The following is a 17,003-nucleotide window of genomic DNA, read 5'->3' as shown; positions in this document are numbered from 1 at the left end:
CTTTTCCCGCGCCGTCTTGTCATTTTTATGGAGTGACGCGTGCATCCGCTCCAATCATTTGAACCGGATCAGGCAACCCAAAGTTCAATAATTTGCAGCCATTTGGAGACAGCGCTACCTTAGTGCCTCGATTTTTGTTTGGCAAGCCGCCTGATGACCTCTAAGAACGATAAAAATACGCGCACCACGGGTCGCCCGACCCTCAACGAAGTTGCCCGCCTGGCTGGCGTCAGTCCGATCACCGCTTCACGCGCCCTGCGCGGCATCAGCACCGTGGCCATCGAACTGGTAGAAAAAGTCCAACAGGCAGCTGCCGAGCTCAACTACGTGGTCAACCCCGCCGCCCGCGCCCTGGCCTCGGCTCAGAGCCATTCGGTGGTGGTGTTGGTACCGTCGTTGTCCAACCTGCTATTTATCGAAACCCTCGAAGCCATCCATCAGGTGCTACGGCCTAAGGGCTTTGAAGTGCTGATCGGCAACTCTCACTACTCCCGCGATGAAGAAGAAAACCTGCTGCGCAACTACATGTCCTATCAGCCACGGGGCTTGCTGCTGACGGGCTTCGATCGGACCGAAAGCGCCCGACGAATGGTCGAGGCCAGCAATGTGCCTTGCGTTTACATGATGGACCTGGACCCTAACGCTGGCGTGAATTGCGTGGGCTTCTCGCAATTGGCCGCCGGTGAAACAGCCGCGGCGCATTTACTGTCCCGTGGCCGCAAGCGCCTGGCCTATATCGGCGCGCAATTGGACCAACGTACCTTGCTGCGTGGCGAGGGTTTCCGCCGCGCCCTGCAACAGGCCGGAATGTACGACCCGGCGCTGGAGCTGCTGACGCCGCGTCCTTCTTCCGTGGGCCTGGGCGGTGAGTTGTTCCTACAGTTGCTGGCCGCCCATCCGGACGTGGATGCGATCTTCTTCGGCAACGACGACCTGGCCCAAGGCGCGCTGCTGGAAGCCCTGCGCCATGGCATCAAGGTGCCAGAGCGCGTGGCGGTGCTGGGTTTCAACGACTTGCCCGCGTCGTCCTTTATGGTGCCGCGCCTGAGCAGCATCAGCACGCCACGCGAAGCCATTGGCCGACGTGCGGCGGAGCATCTGCTCACGATCATGGCGGGCAACAAGGTCGCCAAGCCGGTAGTGGACATGGGCTTTGAGTTGCAGGTGCGGGAAAGCACCTGACCTTCAAGCCGAACGTGATCCATCGAGGGAGCTAGCCTGCCGGTTCCCTCAATTTGACCGCGCTCGCTTAACCTCCCCGGCCCCTGCTAGATTGTCCCTTCTCCACTGCCAGGGAAGCACCATGGGACACTCACTGAAAATCTTGGGCCGCACCTCTTCCATCAACGTACGCAAAGTCCTGTGGACATGCCACGAACTGGGCATCGAATACGTACGCGAAGATTGGGGCATCGGCTACACCCCCACCCAATCCCCCGAATTCCTGGCCCTGAACCCTAACGCGCAAATACCTGTGCTCATCGACGACCACGGCGTGCTGTGGGAATCCAACACCATCTGCCGCTACCTGGTCAGCCTCTACCAACGCCACGACCTCTTGCCCGCCGAACCCGCGCCACGGGCCAGGGTGGAGCAGTGGATGGACTGGCAAGCCACCGAGCTCAACCCTTCCTGGGGTTACGCGTTCCAAGCGCTGGTGCGTCAGAGTCCTGAGCATCAGGACCCGCAACGAATCGCAGCCGGCGTACAGGGCTGGAATGACAAGATGGGCCTGCTGGAACAACAGTTGACCAAAACCAACGCTTACGTCACCGGCGACGAATTCACCCTCGCCGACGTCCTTATCGGCCTTTCGGTGCACCGCTGGCGCATGACGCCCATGGAACATCCGCCCTACCCCGCCATCGCAGCGTATTACGAACGCCTCAGCCAGCATCCGGGCTTCCAGACCTTCGCCCTCGACGGCCACAACTAAGGACATGCACGTGAAAGGACTCAACATACTGCTCACCGGCGCCTGCGGCAGAATCGGCAAGACGTTTTTCGAAGCCTCGAAAGACCGCTACCGCTTCACGCTTACAGACCGCGTCACGCCGGATTTTGACCTGGGCGACCATCGCTTCGTACACGCCGACTTGAGCGATAAATCCGCGCTCGTCGCGCTGCTCGATGGCATCGACGTGATCGTGCACCTGTCGGGCATCCCCCATGCCAGCGCCTCGTTCGACGAACTGCTGCCAAACAACATCCTCGCCACCACCTACCTGTTCGAAGCTGCCGTGGCCGCCGGGGTAAAGCGTCTGGTTTTCGCCAGCAGCGCCCAGACCATCGAAGGCTACCCGGTGGATCGGCAGATCACGCCTGGCATGCCAGTGCTGCCCGCCAATCTGTATGGCGTGAGCAAATGCTATGGCGAGGCGCTGTGCGGCTACTACGCGGCGAAAACGCCACTGTCGACCATCGCACTGCGCATTGGCGCCTTTGAATTCCCCGAAAGCCACGATCTGAACAACGCCCGCGACCTCAGCGCTTGGCTCAGCCCACGGGATGCGGTGCAATTGCTGCAACGTTCGGTTGAAACTAAAGACGTAAAGCACTTGATCGCCCACGGCATTTCCAATAACCGTTTCAAGCGTCTGGACTTGAGCGAAACCACGCGTGTGCTGGGCTATCAACCGGTGGATGATGCGTTTCAGACATTCGAGATTCCCATCACCTACTGAGTTGCAGGCGGCAATGGCTGGCCGTCGATGGGCCAGCACTTGCCGCAACAGCCGAGCCGCCCCCAGCAAAACCTGGGCTTTTGCGCCCGGCACGCTATTTGCTCCAGCTGTAGCACCGTACATTTCCTCCAGGTGCCCGATCATGCTGGTTAACAACAACACCCAAGCCGTATCGACCGTCCAACAGCTCAAACGCCCCGATATGGATCCAGCCAACGCTGCCGCCAGTGCGCTGTACAGCGGCGCCGTTCAAGCCGCGCAGCAAAGTGTGACCGTACCGGTCGCGCAGAAGGATCTGGACAAAGCCACCGACCGTATCGACGAAGCCTTCGCCAAGACCCGCGTGCAGTTGCAAGCCTCCACCACGGCAACCACCTCCTCGACCGAGACGCCTGCCACCACATCCACCTCTGGCGCGCGCTCGGAATTCACGGAGTACATGAGCAAAACTCCGGCCGAACGCATTCGTGAGCAGTTGCTCAAGGAGCAGGGTTTGACTGAGGCGGATGTACAGAACATGTCCCTGGAAAAACAGGACGCGATTTCCAAGCAAGTGGCCGACCGGTTGAAGCAGCAACAAGAGCAGCAAGTAGCGGCGAAAGCCACTGATCCTGCGCACTCGGTGAAAGAAACCCTGGCGGCAATCTAAGCCACACTTCGGATCAACCTGTGGGAGTGCTTGCGCCCTCCCACAGGGATTGGCTTTCCAAATTGGAAATGGATAGGTCGGCTATTGCAGTTGAAGGGTCGAATTGAATTGCCCGATCGCATCCACCACATGCCGTGACCCTTCCTGAATCTCCAGGATCACCTGCCCCGCCTCGTTCGCCAGTTCCACCCCCAACCCCGTACGGCTCAAGCTCGACTGCATGCTCGACACTGCGCTCAACGACAGATCGTGATTCTTGCGCACCACCTCCACAATCTCCACCGTGGCGTGGCTGGTACGTGCGGCGAGGCTGCGCACTTCGTCGGCCACCACTGCAAACCCGCGTCCGTGCTCACCGGCTCGTGCCGCTTCAATCGCGGCGTTGAGCGCCAGCATATTGGTTTGCTCGGCAATGCTGCGGATGGTCTGCACAATGGCGCCAATGATGTCCGACTGCTTGCTCACCGCGTCGATGCTCTGTGCCGCCTGGTTCAAATTGTGAGAAATCTCTTCGATGATCTGCACGGTTTGCTGCACCACCTCCGATCCTTTGCGCGCGCAGGCGTCGTTTTGTACCGAGGTGGCGTGAGCCGAATCGGCGGCGGTGCGCAGGGTGGTCACTTGGTCGGTGATGTCGCTGGCGAATTTCACCACTTTGTACAGGCGCCCGTTGGTGTCGAAAATCGGGTTGTAGGACGCTTCCAAAAACAGGGTTTTGCCGTATTTGTTTTTGCGCTCGAAGCGGTGCGAGTGGTATTCGCCGCGATTGAGGGACGCCCAGAACGCTTTGTACGCCGGCGACTCCACTTCGCTGCGATGGCAAAACAGGCTGTGGTGCTGGCCGACGATTTCATCCAGTGAGTACTGCACGGTCTTCAGAAAGTTGTTATTGGCCTTGAGAATCTGGCCTTGAGGGGTGAACTCGATCATCGCCATGGAGCGGCTGATGGCGTCGATCAGGCTCTGGTTTTCATGTTCATGGTGGACCCGCGCGGAAATATCGGACGCGACTTTGATCACACTCTGTACGTGGTTGTCGCTGTCCAGCACGGGCATATAGCTGGCTTCGAGCCACACCTCTTGGCCGTGCCTGTTCAAGCGTACGAACGTGCCGCTGAGGGCCTCACCCCGCGCCAGGTCGCGCCAGAGCTTGGCGTAGGCGTCGGTATGGGTGTAGGCCTCGTCACAAAAGATCCGATGATGCTGGCCGCGAATTTCCTCGGCGCTGTAGCCCATGGTTTTGCAGAAGTTGTCGTTGGCATCAAGTATCACCCCATCGCGATCAAATTCGATCATGGCCATGGAACGGCTGATAGCGGCGAGTTTGGCGTTGGATTCGGTGAGTGCACAGGAGAAACGCTGGATTTCAAGCAGGTCAGACTTGTGATGGAGGTTGAACATGTCGGACACCCTTAAGTAACCCGCGCCTGGCTAGGCGCATTCCATTCATCAGTTGGATAGTGCTGGCAGACCTTTATGGGATAACCATCCGAAACGCTTTACACGCCGAGCGTCATCAACGGTTCTGGGTGAGCATAGACAGGGCTTGGCGCTATGCAAGGCCACCAGTCAGCCATTAGTTATGGCAAGGCGGGGCAGGAAGGGAGGTTGAGCGCGGGGCAAGGAACGGCCAACAGAGAGGGTTGCGTTGGCCGCTTAAAATCCTTCAGTTGAAGGGTGATCAGTGACCGAACAGGCCGCTCTCGGATTTCTTGGTTTTTTTGTCGGCGCGTTTTTCATCGGCGGTCTTTGCCGGTTTCTTCTTCGCTGCTTTCTTTGAATCCATACCTTTGGCCATGATGCGTGCTCCACTGAAAGGGGATGTAACACTGGGTATAACACCGATCACCCGCCAGAAGGGGTTTATAATCCGCGCCCCTTTATAAAGCCTGTCTGAACACCATGACTGAGTTGTCCATTGATCTGCTGGCAGAGCCTCTGTGGCCGCTGCTGAACAAGTTCTACCGCAGCCACGACTCGTCTATGAAGGCCCTTAAAGGCGGGCGTTTATGGGTGGCGCGCGATGGTGAAATTGTCGCCGGGCTGTGCCTGTCGCCGGTGGTAGGCGGGCAATGGCTGACCGGAGTGTTTGTGGCTCCGGCGTATCGCCGCCAAGGGTTGGCGGCGCGCTTGATTCTTCAGGCAATAGCTGATGTGCAAGGCACGGTATGGCTGCTGTGCCATCCAGACCTAGAAAGCCTGTATCAGCGCATGGGATTCACCCAGGATACGATCCTGCCCCAATCCCTCAGCGAACGGCTGGTGCGTTACAAGCGCAACAAACCGATGATCGCCATGGGCTTAGAACCGTTGGTGAGGTCGACCTCAGATAATGTGTGATCGGCCGGTAAAGCGCCCATGCTAGCCTCGGCAGCACCGTGGCCTTTACCAGGATGATCATGAAACCGACGCTTGCAGCCCTCGCCCTCACCGCCCTCCTCGCCCCGGCCTTGAGCCAGGCAGCCGACGCTCCCATCAGTGCCCAGCAATACGCCAGCGTGCTCGCCGGCAGTTGGCGCGACCCGGCAAACAGCGCCCGCGATGGGTATCGGCATCCACAGCAGACCTTGGAATTCTTTGGCCTGGGCGCCAAACAGAGCGTGATCGAAATCACCCCCGGCGGCGGCTGGTACAGCGAGGTGCTGGCGCCATTGCTCAAGGACCAAGGGCACTACATCGCTGCGGTGCAGGCCGCGAGCAGCAGCGCTTACGCGCGTACGTCCGAAGAAAACCTCAAGAAAAAATTTGCCGCCGACCCTACGCTTTATGCCAAGGCCGAGGTGATCGAGTTCGACCCCAAGGCACCGGTATTCGGCAAACCGGCCTCGGTCGATACGGTGCTGACATTCCGCAATGTGCACAACTGGGTGCTGGCTGATACCGACAGGGCCACTTTCAACGCGTTCTACAAGGTGCTTAAACCCGGTGGCGTGCTAGGTGTGGTGGATCACCGCGCCAAAGACGGAGCGTCGCTGGAAGACATCAAGCACAGCGGCTATCTGACCACAGCGTATGTGGTGAAACTGGCCACCGACGCGGGCTTCAAACTGGAGGGGCAAAGCGAGGTGAATGCCAACCCGAAAGACACCAAAGACTACCCGGAGGGCGTGTGGACATTGCCGCCGGCATTGAAGCTGGGAGAGCAGGACAAGGCCAAGTATGTGGCGATTGGCGAATCGGATCGGATGACGTTGAAGTTCGTGAAGCCGACCCGATAACCCGATATGAAGCGCGATTCAAATATGGGAGGCGCTTGGCCTCCCACATTTTTTCAGTGTGTCTGGGGGATTACTCGTCAGCCGTTGGGTCCATGTCGGGGAACATCACTTCGATAAACCCGAACTTGCTGAAGTCGGTGATCCGCGACGGATACAACCGGCCAATCAGGTGATCGCACTCGTGCTGCACCACCCGCGCATGAAAGCCGTCGGCAGTGCGGACGATCGGCTCACCCTTGGGGTCGAAACCTTCGTAGCGGATCTGCTGGTAACGGTCCACTGCGCCGCGCAGACCGGGTACCGACAGGCAACCTTCGTAGCCTTCTTCCAGCACTGGGCTGAGCGGCGTGATCAACGGATTGATCAGGATAGTCTGCGGCACCGGCGGCGCGTCCGGGTAGCGCTCGCTGGCCTCAAATCCAAAGATCACCAGTTGCAGGTCGACGCCAATCTGCGGCGCCGCCAGACCTACACCGCCGACGTGCTCCATGGTCTGGAACATGTCGTCGATCAATTGCCACAGCTCGGGGCTGTCGAACATCTCCGGCGGAACCGGTGGCGCGATACGCAGCAGGCGCTCATCGCCCATTTTCAGGATTTCACGAATCATTGATCAGGCTCAACGGGGGTGGGCTTGGAGTGGTCACGGCCTAGGCCTGAGACGTGCTGTTTTTCATCGGTGTGGCCGGGTTCATCGAACTCTTTTTCACCGGGATCTTTACCCTCGGCCGACATGTGTTCGATCACGGCATTCATCTCCGCGCCGAGCAGCAGCACGGCAGCGGAAATATAGAAGTACAAAAGCAGGACGATGATCGCACCGATACTGCCATACATGGCGTTGTAGTCGGCGAAGGTTTTGACGTAGTAGCCAAACCCTAGGGAGGCCACGATCCACACCACCACTGCGAGCACCGAGCCTGGGGTGATAAAGCGGAATTTCTGCTCGACGTCAGGCATCACGTAGTACATCAAGGCCACGGCAAACATCAGCAAAATCACGATCAGCGGCCAACGCAGGATGGTCCACAAGGTGACCACGAACTCCTGCATGCCGATCTGCCCCGCCACCCATTCCATCACTTGGGGGCCAAGCACCATCAACGCCGCAGCGGCCAGCAGCATGCCGGCGATACCAATGGTGTAGAAAATCGACAGCGGAAAACGCTTCCAAATCGGCCGCCCTTCCACCACGTCGTAGGCTGCGTTCATGGCGCTCATCATCAACCGTACACCAGCCGACGCGGTCCACAGCGCAATCACGATACCCACCGACAGCAGGCCACCCTTGGATTGCTGCAACTGGTCGATCACCGGGTTGACCTGCTCCAAAGCCTGGGGCGGCAACACCAGTTCCGACTGCAGGCGCAGCCAGGTAAAGAAGTCTGGCAGGTGCAGGAAACCGATCAGGGCAATCAGGAACAGCAGGAAGGGAAACAGCGAGAACAGCATCTGGTACGCCAGTGCAGACGCGTAGGTGGACATCTCGTCGTCGACGAATTCCTTGACGGTGCGTACCAGCACCTTGTGCAGCTTGAGACCATCGAGAACCGGAAAGATCATAGCGTCTCCTTTCGCCGCAAAGAGGGTGAGATCGTGGGCGACTCAGGGGCCGTTTTCTACATCAAAGTAGCCCATATGGCGACTTTGAAACAATTTCGAAAGTTTAGTTGCAATAAGGGATACAAAAACGGCCATCCGTGGATGGCCGCCGGGCTGTACGAATACAGCCAGTGATACAGACTTACTTGGTCGCTTTTTTGACCGCATCTTTGGTATCGCCGACTGCTTTCTGCACTTCGCCTTTCTTTTCCTGAATCACACCTTCAGCTTGAAGCTTGTCGTTGCCGGTCACTTTGCCGACGCCTTGCTTGATGTTGCCGATCGCTTCGTTTGCCAAGCCTTTTGCCTTGTCCGATGTGCTGCTCATGGTATTTCTCCGAAAGAACAATCAAGGGTTTTGGTGATTACACAAAGATTGACCAGAGGCCGTTCGGCAGAGTTTCAATTATTTTCAGCGGGCATTTCGTCCAAAACGGCAGGTTTGGCTTTATGTTTGTCGACCAACCCACGAGAATGCGCGGCACATTCAGGCTATAACGCTGAATAACAGATCCCGTAGGAAGGTTATGAAACTCAATAAAGCACAGGCCATCGCCCGTAGAAACCAGGAACTGGGCGGTGCCGTACTCGGCGTCAACAACTGCCATTTCACCGACCTGGACCGCAAGCGCAATATCTGGTGGTTCGACCTGCCGCTGGGCCGTATTGCGGTGGGCCATTACGAGTGGATTCACTTGTTGATGCACAACGCCGAGACGGATCAGTTGCTGCACCTGAAGGTGCCGACGGCGTTCCTGCGCGAGCATATCGAAGGTCTGGTAGTGCGCAATTCGGGCAAGCGCAAGCCCGAGATTACGCTGGAATTGAGCGCGGACAAGGATTCGTTCCTTAAAGACGTACGCCCAGCCGGCGCTAACGTGAGCTTCGCGCATTTCGCCCTGTAAGCACCGGATTTAAAGGTGGAAGGCGCGTTGCGACGATTTGACTTGCTCCCGATATCAGAGTGTCAGTCACTGAATCTGGTGACTGATCCCTCCCTATCGGAGGCGAGTCGAATCGTCGCACCGCCCATCCCACGTTGGATTGGATTGCATTCCAATCCAGTCATTAAAAAACCCGCATCGGCGGGTTTTTTATCGGCTTACTTTTTCAGGCCCAGCTTCTTCAACTCTTCATCACGCAATTCACGACGCAGGATCTTGCCTACGTTGGTGGTCGGCAATGCGTCGCGGAACTCAACAGCCTTGGGCACCTTGTAGGCGGTGACGTTGGCGCGCATATGCTCCATCACCTGATCCTTGGTGAGGGTCGCGCCCGGCTTGACCACGATGAAAAGCTTGATGATCTCCCCCGATTTCTCGTCCGGCACGCCGATGGCCGCGCATTGCAGCACGCCCGGCAGCCCTGCCAGTACGTCTTCCAGCTCATTGGGGTACACGTTGAAACCTGAGACCAGGATCATGTCCTTCTTGCGGTCGACAATACGCATGTAGCCGTCCGGCTGGATGATCGCGATGTCGCCGGTCTTCAGCCAGCCTTCGCTGTCGAGCATCTCGTCGGTGGCGTCCTGGCGCTGCCAATAGCCCTTCATCACCTGCGGGCCCTTGACGCACAGCTCGCCAGTTTCGCCCAGCGCCAGCTCGGTGCCGTCATCGGCAATGACTTTGCACACCGTGGACGGCACCGGAATGCCGATGGTGCCGATCTGGATGTGCTGGATCGGGTTCACAGTGGCTACCGGGCTGGTTTCGGTCATGCCGTAACCTTCGCAGATGCCACACCCGGTCACGGCCTTCCAACGCTCGGCGGCCGCCAGTTGCAGGGCCATGCCGCCCGACAGGGTGACCTTGAGTGCAGAGAAGTCCAGCTTGCGGAAGCCTTCGTTATTGCACAGCGCCACGAACAAGGTGTTGAGACCGACGAAGCCGCTGAACTTCCACTTCGACAGTTCCTTGACCATTGCCGGCAAGTCACGCGGATTGCTGATCAGGATGTTGTGGTTGCCGATCAGCATCATCGCCATGCAATGAAAGGTGAACGCATAGATGTGGTACAGCGGCAGCGGCGTGATCAGGATCTCGCAGCCTTCATTGAGGTTGGAGCCCATCAGCGCCTTGCACTGCAACATATTGGCAACGAGGTTGCGATGGGTGAGCATCGCGCCCTTCGCTACGCCGGTGGTGCCGCCGGTGTATTGCAACACGGCCACGTCACTGCTCGCCGGGTTGACGTCGTTGACTGGTTGGCCGTTGCCCTTGGCGAGTACGTCGTTGAACTTGATCGCCTGTGGCAAGTGGTAGGCCGGGACCATTTTCTTAACGTACTTGATGACGCTGTTGATCAGCAGGCGCTTGAGCGGCGGCAACAGGTCGGCGACTTCGGTGACGATCACATGCTTGACGGCGGTCTTGGGCACGACCTTTTCCGCCAAGTGGGCCATGTTGGCCAGGCAGACCAGGGCCTTGGCACCGGAGTCGTTGAATTGGTGTTCCATTTCCCGCGCGGTGTACAGCGGGTTGGTGTTGACCACGATCAGGCCGGCACGGATGGCGCCGAATACCGCGACCGGGTATTGCAGGACGTTGGGCAGTTGCACGGCGATGCGATCGCCGGGTTTCAAGTCGGTATGTTGTTGCAGGTACGCGGCGAAGGCGCCGGACAATTCGTACAGTTCACCGTAGGTGATTGTCTTGCCCAGGTTGCTGAAAGCCGGTTTGTTAGCGAAGCGCTGGCAGGACTGTTTCAGTACCGCCTGAATATTTGGATACTCGTCTGGATTGATTTCTGCAGCAATCCCGGCGGGGTACTTATCCTTCCAAAAGTCTTCGTTCATGGAAGCCCACTCCTCAGCGACGCGAATTCATCATCGCATTTGATGCGATTATTATTGGTGTATGTTTTTTTAGGTGAATCTGGCGCTTTCAAGCAGGCCTAGACGTCACAAAGCGCGCCGAGAGTAGCAGCTTTGCCAAGGGCCGACTAGAGCCAAAAGCGGGCCTTACAGTCATAAACTCGACTGTAGGACAATATTTAGTCACAATTATTTTGGCGCTAGAATTACCTACTGAAAGGCTCTGGAATGGGGTCTTCAGAACAATCAAAAACAAATAAGGGAGGGGGCTTGCTCCCGATTGCCGTGGTTCAGTCAATACATTCAGTGACTGATACACCGCTATCGGGAGCAAGCCCCCTCCCTCATTTGATTGCATTTCAATTCATGGTCAGGCGATGTCGCGTAGCTCCCTGCGCAGAATCTTGCCCACTGGCGTCATCGGCAACGAGTCTCGTAACACAATCTGCTTAGGCACCTTGTACCCCGTGAAGTTGGCCTTGCAGTAGGTCTTCAACTCCTCAAGGCTCACGCCTTCGGCACGCGCCACCACAAACAACTTAACCGCCTCCCCCGTGCGCTCGTCCGGCACGCCGATCACCGCGCAGTTGGCCACGGCCGGGTGGGCCATCACCACGTCTTCGATCTCGTTGGGGTACACGTTGAAACCCGAGACGATGATCAGGTCTTTCTTGCGATCGACAATGCGTACAAAGCCATCCTCATCGATCACCGCGATGTCGCCGGTCTTGAGCCAACCCTCAGCGTCCAGGCTCTCGGCCGTGGCGGCCGGTTGCTGCCAGTAGCCCTTCATCACCTGCGGGCCCTTGATGCACAGCTCGCCGCGTTCGCCCAGAGGCAACTCCACGCCTTCGTCATCAATCACCTTCATCGCGGTAGCCGGCACGGGAATGCCCACGGTACCGAGGCGCGATTTGTTGCCATAGGGGTTGGTGCACGCCACCGGTGAGGTTTCTGTCAGGCCATAGCCCTCGCCAATCGTACAGCCGGTGACTTGCTGCCAGCGTTCGGCCGTGGCCTTGATCAGTGCCGTGCCACCGGAGTTGGTGAGTTTGAGGTGGGAGAAATCCAGGGTCTTGAATTCCGGATGGTCCATCAACGCCACAAACAGCGTGTTAAGCCCCAGCAGCCCGGTAAAGCGCCACTTTTTCAGCTCCTTGATAAACCCGCCGATGTCCCGCGGGTTGGTGATGAGTACGTTGTGGTTACCCGTGACCATCATGCACATGCAGTTCGCGGTGAAAGCATAGATATGGTAAAGCGGCAGCGGCGCGATCATCACCTCCTGCCCTTCCTTGATCAAAGGATGGCCGTCGTCGCCGACCTGAGACATGCACGCACGCGCCTGCTGCATGTTTGCCACCAGGTTGCCATGGGTGAGCATCGCGCCCTTGGCCAGGCCGGTCGTGCCGCCGGTGTATTGCAGCACGGCGATGTCATCCAGGGTCACGGGGTGACGGGTCACCGCCAGGCCCGAGCCCATGCGCAGGGCACGCTTGAATGACACCGCGCGCGGCAGGCTATAGGCCGGGACCATCTTCTTGACCTTGTCGACCACGGTGTTGACCAGCCAGCCTTTGGCGGCGGGCAGGAAGTCGCCCATCTTGGCTTCGATCAGGTAGTCGATCTCGGTGTCGTTGCACACTTCCTGTACCCGCGAACCAAACAGGTTCAGGTAGACCAGCGCACGCACGCCGGCGTCCTTGAACTGGTGGCGCATCTCGCGCGGGGTGTACAGCGGGTTGGTGTTGACCACGATCAGCCCCGCGCGCAAGGCGCCGAACACGGCAATCGGATAATGCAGCACGTTGGGCATCTGCACTGCGATGCGCTCGCCGGGCTTGAGGTCGGTGTGCTGTTGCAGGTAACCGGCGAACGCCGCACTCTGGCGCTCAAGCTCGGCGTAGGTCAGGGTGATGCCCATGTTGCTGAATGCCGGACGGTCGGCAAAGGCCTTGCACGAGCGCTCGAAGACTTCGATCACCGACTTGTAGGCCGTGAGGTCGATATCGTTGGGAACGCCCGCCGCGCGTTTGTCATTCCAGAAACCAGGTTGCATTATTCTTGTCCCCTTACCTGAGTATGTCCGGCCGCTTATAACAAGCGGAGCTTTGGGGACGTTAGCAGCTATGACCAAACAGGCAAATACGCTAAATCGTGTCATTGATTGTATGAATCTTGCCGCTGATGCGTAGGCAGATACCCCGCCCCTCGGCAGATCAGCTATACACTGCAACGACCCATAGCAAAGGAAGCGCCATGAACCACAGCACCTTCTGGCTGACCGCGAATGACCGCAGCCGCCTGTACGTCAATCAATGGATGCCCGACGGCCCGGTTCACGCCGTAGTCATGCTGTCCCACGGCATGGCCGAGCACAGCGGGCGTTATGGACGCTTGGCCGAAGCGTTATGCAGCGCAGGCTATGGCGTGTATGCACCGGACCAGCGTGGCCATGGACGTACCGCCGACGAAGGTACGCTGGGGTTGTACGCCGAGAAGGATGGCTGGAACAAAGTGGTAGGCGACCTGGCAAGCCTCAATCAACACATCGGCCAGCAGCAACCAGGGCTGCCGATCATCCTGCTGGGCCACAGCATGGGCAGCTACATCGCCCAAGCCTACCTGCTGCACCACAGCGCCAGCCTGCACGGGGCAATTCTCAGTGGCTCGAATTTCCAACCGGTAGCGCTGTACCGCGCAGCGCGGGTGATCGCTCGGGCCGAACGTCTGCGCCAGGGTGTACGGGGGCGAAGTGCGCTGATCGAGTTCCTGTCGTTCGGCTCGTTCAACAAGGCCTTCAAGCCCAACCGCACGGCGTTCGACTGGCTCAGCCGTGACCCGGATGAAGTGGACAAATACATCAGCGATCCACTCTGCGGCTTCCGGTGTACCAACCAGCTGTGGATCGACCTGCTTGGCGGCTTGCAGCAAATCAGCAAAGCGTCCAATCTCGCCCAGATTGATCCGGGCCTGCCGATCCTCGTGATGGGCGGCGAATGTGATCCGGTGAGTGAGGGCAAGCGTCTCAAAAACCTGGCCCACGCCCTGCGTGAGGCCGGCTGCCAGCATCTGCAATTGAATGTGTACCCGCAGGCGCGTCACGAAGTGTTCAACGAAACCAACCGCGACGCCGTCACCGCGGATGTGCTGACGTGGCTCGACCAAGCCCTGACCTTGCGCAGGCCAGCCCGCTGCGAATAACTTTTCTTTTAAAATCAGCCGTTTAAAATCGGCCGATAATTACCGTTTAGCCACAGGATGCACCTTTAGATGACTCAGGTAACCAACACCCCGTACGAAGCCCTCGAAGTCGGCCAGACCGCCAGCTATAGCAAGAGGGTCGAAGAGCGCGACATCCAGCTGTTCGCCGCCATGTCCGGTGACCACAACCCGGTGCACCTGGACGCCGAATACGCCAAGGCGACCATGTTCAAGGAGCGTATCGCCCACGGTATGTTCAGCGGCGCCTTGATCAGCGCGGCCGTTGCCTGCGAGCTTCCTGGGCCGGGCACTATCTATATCGGCCAGCAGATGACCTTCCAGAAGCCGGTCAAAATCGGCGATACCCTGACCGTGCGTCTGGAAATCCTCGAGAAGCTTCCGAAGTTTCGCGTACGTATCGCCACTCGCGTGTTCAATCAGCGCGATGAGTTGGTAGTGGATGGCGAGGCGGAAATCCTCGCGCCACGCAAACAGCAGGTCGTGACCTTGACCGAGCTGCCGCCGATCAGCATCGGCTGAGTCTGGTTTCAAGGCCAACGCCATACAAATGTGGGAGGGGGCTTGCTCCCGATTGCGGTGTGTCAGTCATTGAAATATCGACTGATCCACCGCTATCGGGGGCAAGCCCCCTCCCACAGTTGTTACACAGCAGGGCTTACGACTGAGCGCGAGCCTGGTTACGCAGGGCTTTCACCTGGTCGTGGTTGCGCTGTACGCCGTGGTACTGACGCTCAACCAAGTCACGAATGCCCAGCAGGTTGTGCTTGTTGATCTTCTCGATCGCTTCTTTATAAGCCTTGAGTGCGTGGTCTTCGCCGCGCTCGGCTTCGTTCAGCACAGCCTCTTCATCTTTACCGGTAACCATCGACTTCACGTCGACCCAGCCACGGTGCAGGGCGCCGGCCACACTACCCGAATCTTCCGGATCACCACCCAGGGCACGCACGGCGGTTTTCAGCTCGGCGGCGGCGGTTGCACAGTCAGCGGAACGCTTGGCAAACAGCGCCTTGAGTTCTGGGTGTTTGATGTCTTCGGCGCATTCTTTGAAACCTTTCTGGCCGTCGATGCTGGTCTCGATCAGGTCATTGAGTACGGAGATCGATTCTTTATTGATGTCAGTCATTTTTCAATTCCTTAGGCAGGTTACGAAGGGTTGTCTTAATGATTGCAGCGCTCGTGCCAGGTTTTGAAAAACAAATTTTATGTTTAATTTCAACAACTTAAAAATATTTGAACGATCTGTATGTACGTTATTTGCATGATCTGTCATTTGGCCTTCATGCAGAATGCCTGTATTTTCGAACGTCTCGACTCACGCCATTGAATCCCCCATGAACCCCGAAAAACTCGAACTGCTGATCACCCGCGAAATGCCCTTCGGCAAATACAAGGGCCGGATCATCGCCGACCTGCCGGGTCCTTACCTGAACTGGTTTGCCCGCGAAGGCTTTCCCCACGGCGAGCTGGGCGGTTTGCTGGCCTTGATGCAGGAAATCGACCACAACGGTTTGTCGGAACTGCTCGAACCCTTGCGCACTAAACACGGCAAGCCCGCCCCGCGCCATTAATCAGGAACTGCGCCATGCAAGGGAATGCAAACAACGAACGTCACTGGCACGCCATCGCCCAGCGGTATGACCTGGAACCGGGTCCGATCAATCTGGAAAACGGCTACTTCGGGCGTATGAGCCGCGCAGTACAGGCGCAGTATCTGGACCATGTGGCGTTTATCAACCGCAGCAATTCGCTGCACGTGCGCCAGCGCTTTGAACAGGGCGAAAACGTCGAGATCCGCCGCCAATTGGCCGAACTAATCGATGTAGATCCTGAGTCGGTGGCCTTCACCCGCAATGCCACCGAAGCGTTGCAGTCGCTGATCCGCAACTACAACCGCCTGCAGCCGGGCGACCAGGTGTTGATCAGTGATTTGGAGTACGACACCGTCAAGGGCGCCATGCGTTGGCTGGCCGGGGTTCGCGGTGTAGAGGTGATCGAGCTTTCCCACACGCACCCGGCCAGTTTCGACAGTCTGTTGCAGACCTATCGCAGTGCCTTCGCTGAGTACCCGCGTTTAAAGCTGATGGCGCTGACTCACGTCACCCACCGCACCGGCCTGGTGATGCCCGTCGCAGCCATCGCCAAGGCGGCGCGTGAACATGACGTCGACGTGATCCTCGATGGCGCCCATGCCCTGGGCCAGATCGACTTCAACCTCGCCGAGCTGGGTATCCAGTTCGCCGGCTTCAACCTGCATAAATGGATCGGTGCACCGCTGACCCTGGGTTTTCTGTATATCGCTCCGGAACGCCTGGCAGACATCGATCCGGACATGGGCGAATTCCACTACCCCATCACGGATGTTCGCGCACGCACGTCTTACAGCACGCCGAACTTTCCGGCGCTGATGACACTGCCACTGGTATTTGAAGAACATCGGGCATTGGGTGGCGCAGCAGCCAAAGGTGCTCGGGTGAATTACCTGCGCGATTTATGGGTAAGTCAGGTGCGACCACTGAAAGGCATTGAGGTCCTGACCTCGGATGATCCACGGCTGTATTGCGGGATTACCGCGTTCAAATTCATCGGCCGCGATCAGCAAGGCATGGTCGATCGGCTACTCAAAGAGTACGACCTGTTTGCCACCACGCGAACCGGAGCAGCGTTTGGCACGTGTATTCGAGTGACGCCAGGGTTGGCGACCTCCGCGCAGGACATTCATGCGCTGATCAACGCTATTACCGAGTTGAGCGCCGAATAAGCGCTTTTCTACAGGCAAAAAAAAGCGGTACACCGACCAAGTGCACCGCAAAAAT

At 58.1% G+C, this 17,003-nt stretch carries 17 protein-coding genes and 2 pseudogenes; 11 read left to right on the top strand and 8 right to left on the bottom strand.

Features of this window, described 5'->3' with window-relative positions; translation table 11 throughout:
• Positions 1-150: 150 nt before the first annotated feature.
• From gntR to G9Q84_RS07675, 4 genes are all read left to right on the top strand, one after another.
• Positions 151-1,182, top strand: coding sequence for an HTH-type transcriptional regulator GntR (gntR, locus tag G9Q84_RS07690; RefSeq protein WP_164440467.1), 1,032 nt, complete (start codon positions 151-153; stop codon positions 1,180-1,182).
• A gap of 121 nt (positions 1,183-1,303) precedes the next feature.
• Entirely contained in the window at positions 1,304-1,936 is a 633-nt protein-coding gene (locus G9Q84_RS07685; RefSeq protein WP_032891026.1) for a glutathione S-transferase family protein, read from the top strand.
• Positions 1,937-1,946: 10 nt separating this feature from the next.
• Positions 1,947-2,684, top strand: coding sequence for an NAD-dependent epimerase/dehydratase family protein (locus tag G9Q84_RS07680; RefSeq protein WP_032891087.1), 738 nt, complete (start codon positions 1,947-1,949; stop codon positions 2,682-2,684).
• 142 nt (positions 2,685-2,826) lie between these two features.
• Positions 2,827-3,333, top strand: coding sequence for a hypothetical protein (locus G9Q84_RS07675; protein ID WP_095185729.1), 507 nt, complete (start codon positions 2,827-2,829; stop codon positions 3,331-3,333).
• An 81-nt stretch (positions 3,334-3,414) separates the two neighbouring features.
• On the opposite strand, the pseudogene G9Q84_RS29730 reads toward G9Q84_RS07675, so the two are convergent.
• Positions 3,415-3,819, bottom strand: a pseudogene (locus G9Q84_RS29730) (methyl-accepting chemotaxis protein); the annotation flags it as partial.
• A gap of 138 nt (positions 3,820-3,957) precedes the next feature.
• Positions 3,958-4,734, bottom strand: a pseudogene (locus tag G9Q84_RS29725) (PAS domain-containing protein); the annotation flags it as partial.
• A gap of 501 nt (positions 4,735-5,235) precedes the next feature.
• Here G9Q84_RS29725 and G9Q84_RS07665 point away from each other — a divergent pair.
• Positions 5,236-5,673, top strand: a complete 438-nt coding sequence (locus G9Q84_RS07665; RefSeq protein WP_099602791.1) for a GNAT family N-acetyltransferase — start codon at positions 5,236-5,238, stop codon at positions 5,671-5,673.
• 59 nt (positions 5,674-5,732) lie between these two features.
• A complete protein-coding gene (locus G9Q84_RS07660) occupies positions 5,733-6,551 on the top strand; it encodes a class I SAM-dependent methyltransferase (RefSeq protein WP_099602790.1) in 819 nt (272 codons plus the stop codon).
• Between the two features lie 70 nt (positions 6,552-6,621).
• Here G9Q84_RS07660 and def read toward each other — a convergent pair whose 3' ends face one another.
• From def to G9Q84_RS07645, 3 genes are all read right to left on the bottom strand, one after another.
• Positions 6,622-7,161 carry a peptide deformylase gene (gene def / locus G9Q84_RS07655; protein ID WP_032891019.1) on the bottom strand — a complete coding sequence of 180 codons (540 nt, stop codon included), beginning with the start codon at positions 7,159-7,161 and terminating at the stop codon, positions 6,622-6,624.
• Positions 7,158-8,114 (bottom strand): YihY/virulence factor BrkB family protein, encoded by a 957-nt coding sequence (locus tag G9Q84_RS07650; RefSeq protein WP_032891018.1) that lies wholly within the window; start codon positions 8,112-8,114, stop codon positions 7,158-7,160. Before G9Q84_RS07650 ends, def begins: the two co-directional genes overlap by 4 nt.
• A gap of 181 nt (positions 8,115-8,295) precedes the next feature.
• Positions 8,296-8,481, bottom strand: a complete 186-nt coding sequence (locus tag G9Q84_RS07645) for a CsbD family protein (protein ID WP_032891017.1) — start codon at positions 8,479-8,481, stop codon at positions 8,296-8,298.
• A gap of 199 nt (positions 8,482-8,680) precedes the next feature.
• On the opposite strand from G9Q84_RS07645, the gene G9Q84_RS07640 reads away from it, so the two are divergent.
• Positions 8,681-9,058, top strand: a complete 378-nt coding sequence (locus G9Q84_RS07640; RefSeq protein WP_032891015.1) for a hypothetical protein — start codon at positions 8,681-8,683, stop codon at positions 9,056-9,058.
• 197 nt (positions 9,059-9,255) lie between these two features.
• Here G9Q84_RS07640 and fadD1 read toward each other — a convergent pair whose 3' ends face one another.
• Together fadD1 and fadD2 are read right to left on the bottom strand one after the other, a co-directional pair.
• On the bottom strand, positions 9,256-10,947 hold the full coding sequence (fadD1, locus tag G9Q84_RS07635; RefSeq protein WP_032891014.1) for a long-chain-fatty-acid--CoA ligase FadD1: 1,692 nt from the start codon (positions 10,945-10,947) through the stop codon (positions 9,256-9,258).
• Between the two features lie 388 nt (positions 10,948-11,335).
• The gene (gene fadD2, locus G9Q84_RS07630; protein ID WP_032891013.1) at positions 11,336-13,024 is read right to left on the bottom strand and encodes a long-chain-fatty-acid--CoA ligase FadD2; all 1,689 of its coding nucleotides are present in this window, start codon (positions 13,022-13,024) and stop codon (positions 11,336-11,338) included.
• Between the two features lie 200 nt (positions 13,025-13,224).
• Between fadD2 and G9Q84_RS07625 the strand changes: the two genes are divergently transcribed.
• Complete coding sequence (locus G9Q84_RS07625) at positions 13,225-14,169, top strand: alpha/beta hydrolase (protein WP_032891012.1); 945 nt, start codon at positions 13,225-13,227, stop codon at positions 14,167-14,169.
• Positions 14,170-14,238: 69 nt separating this feature from the next.
• The gene (locus tag G9Q84_RS07620) at positions 14,239-14,709 is read left to right on the top strand and encodes a MaoC family dehydratase (protein ID WP_122756150.1); all 471 of its coding nucleotides are present in this window, start codon (positions 14,239-14,241) and stop codon (positions 14,707-14,709) included.
• A gap of 136 nt (positions 14,710-14,845) precedes the next feature.
• Here G9Q84_RS07620 and G9Q84_RS07615 read toward each other — a convergent pair whose 3' ends face one another.
• A complete protein-coding gene (locus G9Q84_RS07615; protein WP_032891010.1) occupies positions 14,846-15,313 on the bottom strand; it encodes a ferritin-like domain-containing protein in 468 nt (155 codons plus the stop codon).
• 208 nt (positions 15,314-15,521) lie between these two features.
• Between G9Q84_RS07615 and G9Q84_RS07610 the strand changes: the two genes are divergently transcribed.
• The gene (locus G9Q84_RS07610; protein ID WP_032891009.1) at positions 15,522-15,758 is read left to right on the top strand and encodes a DUF3820 family protein; all 237 of its coding nucleotides are present in this window, start codon (positions 15,522-15,524) and stop codon (positions 15,756-15,758) included.
• 14 nt (positions 15,759-15,772) lie between these two features.
• Positions 15,773-16,948, top strand: a complete 1,176-nt coding sequence (locus tag G9Q84_RS07605; protein WP_122756149.1) for an aminotransferase class V-fold PLP-dependent enzyme — start codon at positions 15,773-15,775, stop codon at positions 16,946-16,948.
• Positions 16,949-17,003: the final 55 nt, after the last annotated feature.

It is taken from the genome of Pseudomonas sivasensis (assembly GCF_013778505.1).
GTDB classification, from domain to species: Bacteria; Pseudomonadota; Gammaproteobacteria; order Pseudomonadales; family Pseudomonadaceae; genus Aquipseudomonas; species Aquipseudomonas sivasensis.
This window is presented reverse-complemented; position numbering and strand designations above follow the sequence as displayed.